This is a genomic window from Acidobacteriota bacterium, from assembly GCA_012517875.1.
GTDB lineage: Bacteria > Acidobacteriota > JAAYUB01 > JAAYUB01 > JAAYUB01 > JAAYUB01.
The window spans coordinates 1-15,028 of sequence record JAAYUB010000127.1; the positions used below are offsets into that span (position 1 = coordinate 1).

The 15,028-nt window shown below is 65.6% G+C and carries 12 protein-coding genes; 7 read left to right on the forward strand and 5 right to left on the reverse strand.

Translation table 11 applies throughout. From position 1 onward, the window contains the following. Positions 1-82 precede the first annotated feature (82 nt). From GX414_13310 to GX414_13320, 3 genes are all read right to left on the reverse strand, one after another. Positions 83-1,249, reverse strand: coding sequence for a hypothetical protein (locus GX414_13310; GenBank protein ID NLI48078.1), 1,167 nt, complete (start codon positions 1,247-1,249; stop codon positions 83-85). Between the two features lie 196 nt (positions 1,250-1,445). After that, a complete protein-coding gene (locus GX414_13315) occupies positions 1,446-2,648 on the reverse strand; it encodes a hypothetical protein (protein ID NLI48079.1) in 1,203 nt (400 codons plus the stop codon). A gap of 154 nt (positions 2,649-2,802) precedes the next feature. Then, positions 2,803-4,389 carry a hypothetical protein gene (locus tag GX414_13320; protein ID NLI48080.1) on the reverse strand — a complete coding sequence of 529 codons (1,587 nt, stop codon included), beginning with the start codon at positions 4,387-4,389 and terminating at the stop codon, positions 2,803-2,805. 819 nt (positions 4,390-5,208) lie between these two features. On the opposite strand from GX414_13320, the gene GX414_13325 reads away from it, so the two are divergent. Then, positions 5,209-5,628, forward strand: coding sequence for a hypothetical protein (locus tag GX414_13325; protein NLI48081.1), 420 nt, complete (start codon positions 5,209-5,211; stop codon positions 5,626-5,628). A 21-nt stretch (positions 5,629-5,649) separates the two neighbouring features. On the opposite strand, the gene GX414_13330 is transcribed toward GX414_13325, so the two are convergent. Continuing rightward, positions 5,650-6,033, reverse strand: a complete 384-nt coding sequence (locus GX414_13330; GenBank protein ID NLI48082.1) for a RidA family protein — start codon at positions 6,031-6,033, stop codon at positions 5,650-5,652. A 9-nt stretch (positions 6,034-6,042) separates the two neighbouring features. Beyond that, positions 6,043-8,136, reverse strand: a complete 2,094-nt coding sequence (locus tag GX414_13335; protein ID NLI48083.1) for an HDIG domain-containing protein — start codon at positions 8,134-8,136, stop codon at positions 6,043-6,045. Between the two features lie 250 nt (positions 8,137-8,386). Here GX414_13335 and GX414_13340 point away from each other — a divergent pair, with 250 nt between their 5' ends. The 6 genes from GX414_13340 to GX414_13365 all read left to right on the forward strand — a co-directional run bounded on the left by GX414_13340 (position 8,387) and on the right by GX414_13365 (position 14,869). Next, positions 8,387-8,884: a universal stress protein gene (locus GX414_13340; protein NLI48084.1), complete on the forward strand. Its 498-nt coding sequence runs from the start codon at positions 8,387-8,389 to the stop codon at positions 8,882-8,884. Positions 8,885-8,992: 108 nt separating this feature from the next. After that, complete coding sequence (locus tag GX414_13345) at positions 8,993-10,930, forward strand: 1-deoxy-D-xylulose-5-phosphate synthase (protein NLI48085.1); 1,938 nt, start codon at positions 8,993-8,995, stop codon at positions 10,928-10,930. Next, positions 10,855-11,658, forward strand: a complete 804-nt coding sequence (locus GX414_13350) for a TlyA family RNA methyltransferase (protein NLI48086.1) — start codon at positions 10,855-10,857, stop codon at positions 11,656-11,658. Before GX414_13345 ends, GX414_13350 begins: the two co-directional genes overlap by 76 nt. Then, complete coding sequence (locus GX414_13355; protein ID NLI48087.1) at positions 11,655-12,524, forward strand: NAD(+) kinase; 870 nt, start codon at positions 11,655-11,657, stop codon at positions 12,522-12,524. The genes GX414_13350 and GX414_13355 overlap by 4 nt, the downstream gene beginning before the upstream one ends. 675 nt (positions 12,525-13,199) lie before the next feature. Beyond that, positions 13,200-13,949: a 2,3-diphosphoglycerate-dependent phosphoglycerate mutase gene (gpmA, locus tag GX414_13360; protein NLI48088.1), complete on the forward strand. Its 750-nt coding sequence runs from the start codon at positions 13,200-13,202 to the stop codon at positions 13,947-13,949. Between the two features lie 29 nt (positions 13,950-13,978). Continuing rightward, the gene (locus tag GX414_13365; protein ID NLI48089.1) at positions 13,979-14,869 is read left to right on the forward strand and encodes a hypothetical protein; all 891 of its coding nucleotides are present in this window, start codon (positions 13,979-13,981) and stop codon (positions 14,867-14,869) included. Positions 14,870-15,028: the final 159 nt, after the last annotated feature.

The following is a 15,028-nucleotide window of genomic DNA, read 5'->3' on the forward strand; positions in this document are numbered from 1 at the left end:
AAGGAGCATCCGGGAGCCCCGGTGGCGGGATCTCCCGGTGGAAAGAGTCGCGTCCTGTCCGTTTGCCGGACGATGCGGCGGGTTAATCCACCAGCACCTGCAGTCGGTAGAACATGTCCCGGCCCCAGCCGACGCTGTTGCTGTTGCCGCTGATGAAATAGGTTCCGGAGGTCGGCGCCGTGTATGCCAGGAAGGGATGTGCGCCGCTCACCGGCGTTCCGGCCGGGTTGTAGATGACGATGAGCCCGTCGAGTGGAGAACCGATCATCTCGGTCAGCAGGATCGCGTAAACAGTCTGGCCGGCGACGAGATCGATGGCGTAGAAGTCCTCGTCGGCTGTGTCGGAGGGTTCGTTTGAGGTGCCGTAAATCTCTACGGGGGCGGTGATGTGCTGGGGAGCGGTGCGGTCGTTATTCTCGATGTCGTAGATGATGTTGGATTTGAAGACGGACTCGGGCTGGACCGCCACGGTGCTGTACAGGTCGCAGTTGGCGTTAAAGACGTGCTTGAGCGCCAGCACCGTGATGTTCACGTTGCTGCTGAGACGGACGGTGCCATGGAACCGGGTGCCCCACGCCACGTCATTGAACAGTTCCGACAGGAAGCGCGAGTAGTGCCCGCCTGCCGGCACCTCGATGGATTTGGTGCTCACGGCGGCGCCGCCGGCGGCCGGAATCAGTGTGGCCTCAATCTCGGCGTCGGCGTCACCGGGGTTGACGATGGCGAAACCCATGTCCACTTTGGTGTCGCTGGTGATATCTTCCACCGGCGACACGTTGGCGGCGAAGGCAAACTGAGTGGCCACCGGTGACGGCAGCACGCCGGCCGACCATTTCACGACGGGTGGGTCGGGATAGAAATCATAGAATGAAAAACTGGCTGACACGTTGACGGGCTGGGAGGTCTCGGCCTTGGCCCAGCCCACTTTCAACGGATCGATGACTCCGGTGAAGAAGAATTTGGTGCTGTAAGGTTGCAAAGTGAAGGTGAAGGTGCTGTTGTCACCGCCGCCGCCGTCGAAGCTGCGCAGGTCGACGACCCAGGGGGCGCCGGTCTCATTGAAAAATTTCAATGTGACCTGGGTGGCGGTGGCTTGAACATTGTTGAACCAGAATTCGCTGCCGAAAATAAAGCCGCCGTCCACGACGTGGGGGAAGTAATACACGGAATTCTGGGCGCCGGCGGCGGCGCCCAGCGCGATCGCCAGACTGCAGACCAACACCACATACAGCGGAACATGCTTGTCCATGCCGTCCTCCTAATTCTGAACTGCTGAGTGAGACGGCCAGAGTTAATGATTTATGTGATACTATTCACCACGCGTCCGGGCACGCTGTCTCTTCTCGCCGAAGGCGGTGTATGGGGCTGGACGACCGGGATGTCCGGCGGCCGGGCATCCCGGAATGGGTGGCACAATCAGTCGGACGCCGGGCGCGGCCGGCGGCTCAGCGGACTTCGACGAACATCCGGTAGAACGATTGGCGGCCGTATGTGGCGTCGGCGCTGGCGCACTCGATGCGGTGCGTGCCCGAGAGCGTAGCCGTGTAAATGAAGCGGGGGTCCAGCAGGCCGGTGGTGTCGGTCATGAGCGCGACAAAATCCGTCGGGTCGTACAGCAACATTCCGGTGTCGAGCGGCGAGCCCAGTGCGTTGGCCAGGAAGGTCACGTAGAGGGTCTCGCCGGCCGACAGATAGAGGGAGAAGAAGTCGAGGTCGGGCCCGTCCACGGCGGAATTCAGGGTGCCGATGATTTCCACCGGCGGGAAGATGGGCTGCGCCTCCGCCAGGGAGTTGTTGTACTCCAGATCGTAGAAGGTGTTGTACCGGAAGGTGGATTCGGGCTGCACGGCCACGGTGCTGTACACGTCGCTGTGGTCGTTCCAGATGTGCTTGAGCGCCAGCACCGAAATGTTCACGTTGCTGCTGAGGCGGACGATGCCGTGGAACCGGGTGCCCCACGCCACGTCGTTGAACAGCTCCGACAGGAACCGTGAATAGTGGCCGCCCACCGGCACCGTGATGGTCTTGGTGCTCACCGGCGCGCCGCCGGCGGTCGGGATCAGCGCGGCGGTGATGGTGGCGTCGGCGTCCTCGATGTCCGTAATGCTCGGGTTGACGATGGCGAAGCCCATGTCGACCTTCGTGCTATCGATCACATCCTCCACCGGCGCCACGTTGGCGGCGAAAGCGAACTGAGTGGCCACCGGCGACGGCAGCACGCCGGCCGACCAGATGACCTCAGCCGGGTCGGGACCGAAGTCGTAGAACGAGAAGCTGGCGGACGTGTTGATGGGCTGCGACGCCACTGCCTTGGCCCAGCCCACTTTCAGCGGATCGACGCACCCGGTGAAGAAATACCGGGAGCTGTACGGTTGCAACGTGAAGGTGAAGGTGCTGTTGAAGCCGCTGCTCCCGTCGAAGCTGCGCAGATCGACGGTCCAGGGGGCGCCGGTCTCGTCGTAAAACTTCAGGGTGATGGTGGTGGGCGTGGCCTGGACATTGTTGAACAAGAACTCGCTGCCGAAGAGGTACCCGCCGTCGACGACGTGGGGGAAATAGTAGACGGAATTCTGGGCGCCCGCGGTGACGCTCAAGGCGGCGGCCAGGCCGCCGATCAGAACAAGACGCATCAGGATGTCGGTGTTCATGACCTACTCCTTCCAGGCGGAAAATTTAACCAATGGGTTGCATGATACTTATATTATTATACTACTAGTGTGTCACTCGCCGGCGCATGAGCATTTCCACAACTCCCGTCGGACGGCAATCGATCAGCGCCGGCCAAATCAGCCGGGACGCCAATCACCACGTGAAGGTGAACTCCAACGGTTCCGGTGAGGGCAGCACGCCGGCGGGCGGCGCCAGACGGATGTACAGGGGGATGCTACCGTCCGGGGCGGCTGCGGCGGCCTTCACCGACAGCTCCGCCGGGGCGCCCCCGCCGGCGGCGGCGAACAGCAGGGCCAGCGCGTCGGCCACTTCGTCCGCGACCGCCCCGGGCTGCAGCGTGCCGGCGGCTTCGTGGAGCTGGATCAGGAACGCCACCAAGCGGTTCAGGTAGAGCACAGGCTCCAGCCGCTGGCCGCTCACGGTGACGGCGTGTGGCAGGAACGCCTCGACCCGGCCCGGTTCCACCGCCAGCGGCGCGATGCCCGCCGCCTTGAATTGCTGCAGCCGCTCGCGGGGGAACACGGCGGCGGTGGGGGTGGGGCGGTCGCCGGTGTCGATGCCGGGCAGCCCGCGCAGGGCGACCTGGCGCCATTCGGCCAGGTGCGTGGGCCAGCCGAAGCGGGCCACGCTCTGGGCGGCCAGGGCACCGGCGGCCCACGCGGGGCTCAGCCAGAGCGGTTCCGTCTCGTCGCATGCGGCGATCCCGTGGCCCAGCTCGGACCGGTGGGGCTCCCGGCCGGCGAACGGGTTGCAGGTGGCCGTCAGCCAGGCGCCGCCGGGTTGCTCCGCCAGGTGCCGCCACTTGGCGAACGCCGCGTCCTCCAGGTAGTTGGGCAGGTGGGGGAGTCGGGTGATCTCGGGCCAGGCGGACAGGTGGAAAAAGGCCGGAGCTAGTTCCACGACCAGCGGCGCCTGCAGGGCGTCGGCGCAGCCGGCCGCCCGCTCCAGCAGTTCCAGGCTGCGGGGCGAGCTGTCGAAGGGTAACGCCACCAGGATCAGGTTGGGCGGCGCCGCGGCCAGTTCACGGACCAGCAGGTCCAGCGCCTCGGCCAGCGTATCCGCGGCGGCCGGCACGATCCGGAAGCGGAGGCCGTCGCCCAGCGGGAACGGCCCCTGGCGGGTGAGCGTGGCCAGCCCGCGCCAGGCCGCCTCGGCCGTCCGGAAACCGGCGTCGGCGAACACGGCGGAGAGAATGCGGCCGAGCAGCACGTCCAGTTGGTCCGGCCAGGTGGAGGCGCGGTGGTCTGTCGGCGACGGCGCGGCGGGCGCCGCCGCCTCGCCGGGAAGGGCGATCATGGAGAAGATGTCGTCAATGGCCTCGTTTCGGGCGCGGGCGACCGCCGCCTCGCCGCTGGGCGGCGGAGGGGGGATGGGCAGCCCGGGCCAGCGGGAGGTGGCCTCGGCGTATACCTCCTGGGGATCGGCGCGCCTGGCCAGCGCCTTTCGGATGTGCTGGGCGGCCTCCCGGTAGGCGGTCAGCCCCGGCACGTTCCGGGCGATCTGTTCGGGCCGGAAGTCACGCAGTTGGCGGACAGGCACCTCGATGCGGGCAGCGGGGAACAGCTCCCTGGGCACGGGCACGGCGAGAACGGCGCCGAGGTCGGTCAGGGCGGTGTCGAGCTCGTCCGTGGCGTAGGACCGGCTCAACCTCGGCGCGGCGGACGGCGCGAAGGGAGCGACGGCGACTACCTGGTAGGGCACGGGAGGGATCCGTTGCATGGCGATGTCCTTTCCGTCGATTTGCCCCTATTCTACAACAATCGGGTGCCCATTATCTTGATCGAGCTCGTAATCGTACTCGTGATCGTACCCATGATCGTAATCGAACCGTTTTAAGGTTTGAAAGTTCGAAAGTTCCAAGTTCGCAGGTCCTAAACGGTTGATCGTTGATAGTTGCTCTGTCTCCCGATTCACCGATTCACCGACTTACCGATTCACCGATCTCGCATGGCACCATCAATCGGTCGGCAAAATGGAGATACCGCGAGCGGGAGGGAGCGGCGGAAAGGGGCCGTCGCGGTATCTCACGGCGGGCGCTGCACCACTCCGTCGGCGTCCACGGCGGGGAGCGGTGCAGGGGGGCATCCGCCGCGGACGATGGAATGGTGTCGCGAGCTCCGGGAGCCTTGCGGAGAGGGCTTTCGCGCCGCTCCCTCCCGGTCGCGGTACCTCCTGCCTGCCCGCCGGCCAATCGTGCCCGTCATCGTGATCATCATCGAGGCTCGTTCCCGATCTTCGGACATCGGACATCGGATGTTGTTCCAGCACGATCCAGTTCGACTCCAAATAGCCAATAAAAGCCACTGAACCCGGCGGGGTGAACCCTGTGGGTGTCGGGCTCTGCCGTCCGACTGGCCGGGGAGACCTTCGGCCGGAGCCGGGGGGGGCGTTGTGCGACCGCCATGAAAATATATTGTTGTCTCTATTATATTGTAAATAAAGAAAATATGGATTCATCCGGTCCGTGCAGGACACCAACCGCCGAACACTTCGACGCGGATCCGTTTGTATAGGTAAGACCACTTTGGGGATGTTGCCATGGAGGATGAAACCAAGATCCGGATCGCGGCGCTGGCGCAGATGCTCTGGAAGGAATTCCGCACGGTCGTTGAGCTGCCGGACGCCGTGCCGGAAGCGGTGCGGCTGCAACTGATGGAAGAAGCGTATGCGGAAGTCCAGCTCGACGTGAACGAACCGTTCGATGACGATTGTCCCATCTGCCGGATGCTCGCCGCTGAAGGGAACTGGACGCGGCACTTCGATTTCTGCTCCGGGTGGTGCCCCGGCTGCCGGATCCTCGACTGGTGCGAGCCGGCCGGCAGGCGGCACTCGGCCGAGGAGATCGCCTGGATGAAGGAGCATGGGAGCTATCCGCCGGACTGGAGTCCGGCGGACGAGCTGACCCGTTATCACCTGGTGCAGGACCGGGCGCCGGCTGACGGCGCGGCCGGGAATTGAGGCGGGGCGAGCGGGCCGGCGTCAGTCGCAGAGGGCCACGAGCTCGATTTCCACGGCGCCGTCCAGGGGCAGCCGGGCCACCTGCACGGTGCTGCGGGCGGGCTTGCCGGCGCCCAGGTATTCGCCGTAGACGGCGTTGAACGCTTTGAAGTCGTTCATGTCGCGCAGGAAGCACGTGGCCTTAACCACCCGGTCCAGGGAGCTGCCGGCGGCGACCAGCACCGCCTTCAGGTTGGCGAAGACCTGGTGGGTCTGGACCGAGATGTCGCCGGTGAGAAGTTGACCGGTTTTCGGATCGATGGCCAGCTGGCCGGATGTGAAGACGAATCCGCCGGCTTTGATGGCCTGGGAGTACGGGCCGATGGCCGCCGGGGCGTCCGAGGTGTGCACGGTGGATCGGGTCATGGGGTGCTCCTAGGTTTTGGATTGCACGGGCCCACCGGAGTCGGGCCGCGGTTCCGCCGGGTGTCCGTTGCCGGACGGCGCCGGTGGCGGTTCCTCGCGTTTTGCTTTTTTGCCGTCGGCCGGGAGGGGCGGCGCCGTGGCCTGGCCGTTTACCGCCGGGGGCGCGTCCTCGCGCTTGCCCTTCTTGCCGTTGACCGGTTTGGGGGCCGGCGCGATGGTGGCCGCGGCCACCGGCGGAACGGCCTCGCCGTTCCGGACGGCGTCCGGGATGACCAGCTTGTCGGTGTCGGCGCCGATGAGCTCGCCGGCGGCTTCGGCGGCGGGTTGCGCCGGCTGGCCGAACTGCGCGTGAATGCCCGTCTGAGCCGGGTAGTCGATGCGCTTGTGGGTGGCCGTGGCCAGCGCCTTGGTCAGGACGGCGGTGATCCGCCGGAGCTCCGACAGGGTGAGCGGCGACTCGTCGAGCTGGGATTGGGTGAGCTTGTGGTTGATGATCTTCTCGATGGCCTTGCGGACGGTCTCCTCGGAATGGTCGGTGAGTACCCGCGACGCCGCTTCCACCGAGTCGACGACCATCAGGATCGTGGCCTCGCGGGAACGCGGCCGCGGCCCCGGGTAGGCGAAGTAGCTGCCGGAGATGCCGGCCGTCTCCGGGTTGTTCTTGGCCTTTTCGTAAAAATAATCCATCACCGTGGTACCGTGGTGCTGAGGGATGAAGTCGAGGATCTTGCGGGGCAGCTTGAACTTGCGGCCGAGCTCCACGCCCAGGATGATGTGCGATTTCAGGATCTTGGAGCTGGCGTACGGCGAGATCTTGTCGTGGGGATTGTCGCCCTGCGGGTTGATGTTCTCCACGAAATAGGTGGGGCGGAGCATCTTGCCGATGTCGTGGTAGTAGGCACCCACCCGGAGCAGCAGGGCGTTGGCGCCGATTTCGTTCGCCGCGATCTCGGCCAGGTTGGCCACGGCCAGCGAATGGTGATAGGACCCCGGCGCCTTCAGGTACAGCTCGCGGAGCAGAGCGGAATCCAGGTCGGTCAGCTCCATCAGCCGGAACGGAGAGACGTGGCCGAACACCTTCTCGAACACGGGGATCAAGAGCAGAGTCAGAATGCTGGAGAGTGGGCCGTTGAGAAACGCGCCGACGGCGTCCTGCTGAACGATGGCCGAGAGCAGGCGCTCCCCGGTCATGGGCACGATGGCGAGGTAGATGACCAGATTGGTGATCCCGACGGCCAGGCCGGTGGAGAAGACCTGGGAGCGCTTCTTCACGTTCTGCAGCCAGAACAGGGTGACGATGCCGCCGCTGAAGAGCACCAGCATGAGCTGGGAATCGAAATCGGACAAGATGGCCACAAAGATGGTGGTGAAGATCACCAGCGATGGTACGATCTTGTTATAAATGAGGATGTTGACCAGCATCGCCAGCATGGCCACCGGCACGTAATACACGGAGATGATGCCGGTGAGACTGGCGAACTTGGCCACCAGCAGCACGAGGAGAATGACCAGGAAGACGAACACCAGGTTTTTGTTTTCGTCCTCCCGGCTCTCCGAGGAGAATTGTCCGAACCAGAAGACCAGGATCAGGATCAGGAGCTGGTACACCACGTAATAGCCGGCCAGAGCGTAGAGGGCCGGCAGCCGGCGGCTGGCCCGGTACGCCTTGACCAGCTCCAGGTCGTCGATGGTGACGATTTTATTCCGGGCCAGCAGGGGTGAGTCTTGGGGCGAGTAGTGGATTTTCTTGAAGGAGAACGGGTAGGAGATCTTCAGGTTGATGGGGTACGCCTTGCCCGGCATCGGCTCGGGGAAGTAGTCCACCCAGAATTCAAACGTGGTGAGCAGCACCAGCAGCAGGGCGAAGAAAACGCTGATGATCCACTTGAAGCCGGAGATGCGGTAGAAGCGGTATTGGTGGCTCCGGATCTCCTTGATCTCGGACTCGGTGTCCATCTCCTCTTCGGGCACGTCGAAGGAGGTCAGGATCGAGGTGACCCGCTTGCGTTCCCGGGTGGACTGGCGGGCGAGCAGAAAAACGGTGGTCGCCACGGCGACGAAGGCGATGAGGGAGAGGCCGAAGATCAGCAGTTGCGAGTCCATGAGGCGCCTGAAACCGTGTATTACCGGCGCACAAAACGGCCCAATTATAGCACAACCGGCGTGTCAAGGGGGATTTGGCGGACGCTGCCGCCGGTCGTCCGCCCGTAGCTGCCGGCGCTGCGGCGACAGCGCCTTTGGCAACCGCCGGGCATTTCGGATACAATAGGACACGCAGATATTCCAAAAACGTGCGTGGACGACGAAACACCCCGGCGGAGCCTTCCGGCCCGCCGGCTCCAGGAGGCGGCGGATGAAAGTCATCAAGAACATCCTGTATCCCATGCAGTTCAAGGACTACTCGCTGGACATGCTGGAGTACGTCATCCTGACGGCGCGGTCGCTCCGGGCGCGGCTGCACCTGCTCCACGTGATCACGGGGACCGAGACGTCCGGCTTCGACGAGCTCAACGATTTCTTCTACGCGGTCGTCAGCGACTCGGACGCCCGGCTGGGCCGCCAGCGCCCGGATCCGCTGGACCTGGTCAAGGTGCATGTGAAGGCCGACGCGATCTGGAGCGGCATCGTCACGTACGCCCAAGAGCAGGCGGTGGACCTCATCCTGATGGCCGCCCACGCGGCGCCCGGCGAGCGGGCCGCCGATCTCGGCGACAACATTCCCAAGGTGCTGGAGCTCAGCCACTGCCCGGTGCTGGTGATGTGGGACGCCCGCGTCCAGAAAAAGCATCAGAGCCGGGAGGAACTCACCCTGACCGAAATCCGGAAGGAGATCGCCGCGAAAAGGAAATGACGCGCCCATGCCGGCGCCCGGTTATCCAAACCCGCCGGCCGAAACAGAATTGTCCCGCCTGCGGTTTTAAGATAGAATGGCCGCACGTCACGGCGGATGGACGAACGCATGATCGAGAAAATCAACTTCCCGGCCGACCTGAAGAAGCTCTCCTTCGAGGAGATGGATGTTCTGGCCGAGGAGATCCGCAATCTGCTCATCCAGGTGGTGTCCAAGAACGGCGGCCATCTCGCCTCGAACCTCGGCGTGGTGGAGCTGACTCTGGCGCTGCACTACGTATTCAACGCGCCCCGCGACAAGATCGTCTGGGACGTCGCTCACCAGTGCTACACCCACAAGATCCTCACCGGGCGCCGCGACCGCTTCCCGACGCTGCGTCAGTACGAGGGGATCAGCGGCTTCTGCAAGCGTGAGGAGAGCGAGTACGACGCGTTCAACGCCGGACACTCCTCGACCTCCATCAGCGCCGCGCTGGGGCTGGCCACGGGGCGGGACATGGCCGGCCGGAACAACCACGTCATCGCCGTGATCGGCGACGGCGCGCTCACCGGCGGCATGGCCATGGAGGCGATCAACCAGGCGGGCCACCTGGCGCGCAATCTGATCATCATCCTGAACGACAACGAGATGTCCATCTCCCCCAACGTGGGAGCCTGGTCGGGCTACCTCAAGCGCATCATCGACGGCCAGGCCTACACCCTGTTCGTCCGTGACGTCCAGGCCGTCCTCAAGGGCATCCCGGGCATCGGCGACCAGGTGCTCAAGGCGACACGCAGCCTGGCCGATGCGGTCAAGACGTTCTTCGTGCCGGGCAAACTGCTCGAGGAGCTGGGCCTGCAGTACGTGGGGCCCATCAACGGCCACAGCATCCCCATCCTCGTGGCGGCGCTGGAGGAGGTGCGGAAGAAGTCCGGCCCGGTGCTGGTGCATGTGGTCACCCGCAAGGGGAAGGGCTACGCGCCGGCGGAAAAGGAGCCGGACAAGTGGCACGGCGCCGCCCCGTTCGTCATCGAGACCGGCCTGGGCGTCTCGCCGTCCGGCACCCCGTCGTACACCTCGATCTTCGCCCAGACACTCACGGAGCTGGCCCGGACGGACCCGAAGATCCTGGCCATCAGCGCGGCGATGCTGTCGGGCACGGGCCTGGACGCCTTCAAGGAGGCATTTCCGGACCGCTGCTTCGACGTCGGCATCGCCGAGCAGCATGCCGTCACCTTCGCCGCCGGAATGGCCGCCGAGGGGTTCCGGCCGGTGGTGGCCATCTACTCCACGTTCCTGCAGCGCGCCTTCGATCAGGTGTTCCACGACGTCTGCCTCATGAACCTGCCGGTGGTGTTCGTCCTGGACCGGGCGGGGATCGTGGGCGACGACGGCCCCACCCACCACGGCCTCTACGACCTGGCCTACATGCGGATCCTGCCCAACATGACCGTCATGGCGCCCAAGGACGAGGGCGAGCTGCGCCACATGCTCAAGACGGCGTTGGCGCACAACGGCCCGGTGGTGATCCGCTTCCCCCGCGGCAGCGCGTTGGGCGTGCCGCTGGATGAACCCCACCTCCTGCCCATCGGCAAGGGCGAGGTGCTCCGGCCCGACGGCCCGGTGGCTCTGGCGGCCGTCGGCAACATGGTGCACCCCGCGCTTCAGGCGGCCGAGCTGCTGGAGCGCAAGGGGATCGGCTGCGGCGTGATCAACGCCCGCTTCGTCAAGCCGCTGGACGTGGAGCTGTTCAAGCACGCCCTGGCCAGCCGGGTGGTGGTCACCCTGGAGGAGGGCGTGCTCCAGGGCGGATTCGGCAGCGCGATCCTGGAGCTGCTCCGCGAGGAGAACGTGCCGCACCGCGACGTGCTTCGCATCGGCCTGCCCGACCGCCTCATCACCCACGGCACCCAGAAAATCCTGCGCGCCCGCTACAAGCTGGACTCCGAGGGGATTGCCGAGACTGTCGAGGAATTTCTGGAGCAGCGCGGATGGCTAAAGAACGAATCGACCGGCTCCTTGTTGCCCGGGGTCTGGTCGAGACCCGCCAAAAAGCCCAAGCCCTGATCATGGCCGGCGCCGTGCTGGCGGACAACCAGAAGGTAGCCAAGCCGGGCGCGGCGGTGGCCGCCGACGCCGAGATCCGCCTGCTGGACGACGGCTGCCCCTTCGTCAGCCGCGGCGGGATCAAGCTGGCCCACGCCCTGGATGCGTTCGGGGTGGCGCCTGAGGGCCGGACTTGTCTGGATCTCGGCTGCTCCACCGGCGGCTTCACCGATTGCCTCCTCCAGCGCGGGGCGGCGCGGGTCCACGGCGTGGATGTGGGCCGCGGCCTCCTCCACGCCCGGCTGCGCGCCGATCCGCGGGTGACGCTCTCGGAGCGGTGCAACGCCCGGAACATCCGGCCGGAGAACTTTCCCGGCGCTGCCTTCGACCTGGTGGTCATCGATCTGTCGTTCATCTCGCTGCGGCTCGTGCTCCCGGCGGTGGCCGGACTGCTCCGCGCCGGCGGCGGCGCCGCGGACGTGGTGGTGCTGGTGAAGCCCCAGTTCGAAGCCGGCCGCGGCGAGGTGGGCAAGGGCGGAATCGTCCGCGACGCTGCGGTCCGGCGCCGGGCGGTGGACGAGGTGGCCCGGGCCGCGGCGGCCGCCGGGTTCACCGTGGCCGGCGAGACCGAGTCGCCCATCACGGGCGCCGACGGCAACGTGGAGTACTTCATCCACCTCCGCCTCGGCGCCGCGGCGACCGCGGGCGGCGCCGGCGACGCGCCGCAGCCGGGCGGGGGGACGTCATGACGCCAACCTCCTTCCAGCGGATCGGCATTTACCTCAAGCCCGGGCACGAAGACGCGGCGGAGGCGGTGTCCCAGCTCCTCGGGTTTCTCGAGTCGCGCGGCCACACCCTGGCGCTCGACGAGGAGGCGGTTCGCCAGACCGGCCGGGACGACCTGCGGGTGACCGGCGGCGAGCTTCCCGACCGGGTGGACCTGGCCGTGGTTCTGGGCGGCGACGGCACCATGCTGGCGGCGGTCCGGCAGATCGGCCCGCGGCCGGTGCCGGTGGTGGGCGTCAACTTCGGCTCCCTGGGTTTCCTCACCGAGATCTCGCGGGAGCGGATGCTGCCCGCGCTCGGCGGGATCCTCGACGGCCGCTGCCGGATCGAAGAGCGGATGAAGCTTCGGGTGGAGGTGCGACGCGAGGGGCGGGTGCAGGAGCACTTTCAGGCGCTCAACGACGCCGTGATCAACTACGGCGCGCTGGCCCGCATCATTGAGGTTGAAGTCTCCGTCGACGAACGGTTTCTGACCCTGTACCGCTCGGACGGCCTTGTGGTGAGCACCCCCACCGGCTCCACCGCCTACGCGCTGTCGGCGGGCGGCCCCATCCTGGTGCCCACCAGCCGCAACCTGCTGCTGGCGCCCATCTGTCCCCACACCCTCACCCACCGGCCGCTGGTGCTCGAAAACACCAGCACCATCAGCATCCGCCTGAGGAGCCACGGCCACGTCATGCTCACGGTGGACGGGCAGACCGGGGTGTCGCTGGCTGAACAAGATGAGGTGCGGGTGAGCCAGGCGGACCACCCGGCCCGGCTGGTCTTTCCCGAGGCCCCGGGCTTTTTTGCCGTGCTGCGGCAGAAGCTGAAGTGGGGCGAGCGGTAGTGAGAACAGGCCGTCCAGACTCGGTAAATGAAAAAAGTGTGACACAGATCACACTTTCAGTGTAGATATAGGATTAAAAAATTCGTGTAATATCATAACCCCTCCTTTTTTAACGGGCAGCCTCGGGCTGCCTTTTTTTTCCCATGTGACCAGCTTGAAACCGGTTGAAGGGTGATGGACAGTCTGTCGACAGGCGGAATACAGGCGTGACGCCGGACGCCGCGCCCGCCGTTTGCCTTGGGCCGGGGGAATCCGGAAAGCACCGCGCGGGTGCACGGCTCGAGACCGGACCTGGCCGTGCTCGTTCTACTGGGGTCGCCGGCGTTCGCCGGCAAACGAACGTTCAGCCGTCAACCATCAACAATCAACTGATCACGTACTTGCGAACCTGGAACTTGCGAACCTGGAACTTGCGAACCTGGAACTTGCGAACCTGGAACTTGCGAACCCGGAACTTGCGAACCCGGAACTTGCGAACCCGGAACTTGCGAACCCGAAAAGATTCCAACCGTCAAACCTTCAGAGATTACGATTACGAATTTGAGCCGAAATCCGAAGTCCGATGTCCGAACTTCGCCGTCCGCCACCCGGTTTTTGGTACAATGGAAATCCGGCGGGCGGGGCGGGGCGGCGACGACACCGCCCCCGTCGGTGAAATTTCCCCGGAGGAACAGCATGAAGAAAATCGTCTTCCTGCGCCATGGCGAGAGCACGTGGAATAAAGAGAACCGGTTCACCGGCTGGACCGATGTGGACCTGTCCGACAAGGGCGTGGCCGAGGCCACTTTGGCCGGCGAGACGCTGCTCAAAGAGGGCTACGGTTTCGACGTCGCCTACACGTCGGTGCTCAAACGGGCCATCCGCACCCTGTGGATCACCCTGGACAAGATGGATCTGATGTGGATCCCGGTGGTCCGCTCCTGGCGCCTCAACGAGCGCCACTACGGCGCCCTGCAGGGACTCAACAAGGCGGAGACGGCCGAAAAATTCGGCGAGGCGCAGGTCAAGCTCTGGCGCCGCTCCTACGACGTCCAGCCGCCGGCGCTGGAGCCGTCCGATCCGCGCTTCCCCGGCCACGATCCCCGCTACCGCGGCCTCGGCGACGCCGACCTGCCCCGGACCGAATGCCTCAAGGACACGGTGGCCCGAGTCATGCCGTATTGGGAAGGGGTGATCGCTCCGGCGGTGGCCGCCGGGCAGCGTGTCCTGGTGGTGGCGCACGGCAACAGCCTCCGGGCGCTGGTGAAGTACCTGGACGACGTCTCCGACGAGGAGATCGTCGGCCTGAACATCCCCACGGGCGTCCCGCTGGTGTACGAGCTCGACGACCGGATCCGCCCCATCCGCCACTACTACCTGGGCGACCCCGCGGCCATCCAGGCGGCCATCGACGCGGTGGCCGGCCAGGCCAAGGCCAAGAAATGACCGGTCCTCAAGCCGAGCGACGATCGACCATGCGGCGCCGCGAAGATCTCGTGGTAGCAGCGGGACTGCTCCTCCTGGCACTGGGAACGGCTGCCGTCGCCGCTGCGCAAGAGGCAGCGACGGCACCCGGGGCGGACGACGCCGCGATCCTGGAGCGCGTGGGACGGTATGTCCTCGCCTACCATGAGCAACTGGCCCAGGTGGTGGCCGACGAACGTTACCTGCAGGTGGCGCCGCAACTCCCCCTGGCCAATCCGGAGCGCACCCGCAACCTCCGCTCCGAGGTAATCCTGGTGCGCCCCGAGGGAAGTGCCGCCTACAAGCTGTTCCGAGACGTGGTTGAGGTCAACGGCCGGCGGGTGCGCGATCGCGAGGAGCGCCTGGCCGAGCTGTTCTTTTCCTCGCCCGCCACCCTGGACAAAATCGCCGCCGAGAGCAGCCGCTACAACATCGGTCCCGTCATCAGCAACTTCAACGTGCCCACCACCGTGCTGTACTTCCTCGAGCCGGCCAACCAGGCCAACTTCCGCTTTGAGCCGGCCGGCGAGGTCGAGATCGACGGTGTCCGCACCCGGGTGTTCCGCTTCACCGAGACGGCGCAGCCCACCCTGGTCCGGTTCAACTTCCGCGACATCCCGTCCGCCGGCGCCATCTGGGTGGATCCGGCCGACGGCCGGGTGCTGCGCACGCGCCTCCAGATCCAGGCCGCCGACAACCGGGGCCGGCCGCTCAACGTGGAAACCGCCGTCGATTTCCGGCTCGTGCCGGCGCTGGGCCTGCTCGCGCCGGTGGAGATGCGCGAAGAGTACACCGTCGCCGGCGTCGCCGTGTTCACCGGCCGGGCGGTATACGACAACTTCCGCCGCTTCGCCGTCCAGGTCGATCAGTCGGTGGACTCTCCCCCCGTCGACGAGCCGTGAGCGTGCGGGCTGTTAACTGTTGATGTGATGAGAAGAGCGCTCCTTTTAGCGCCACCGAGACACGAGATATAATCTCGTGGGTGATTGCTCCCGGGGTCGCGGCGCCAAAAGGAGCGCACACGATGACAACACCATTGTACCTCGGAGTCGATTTTCATC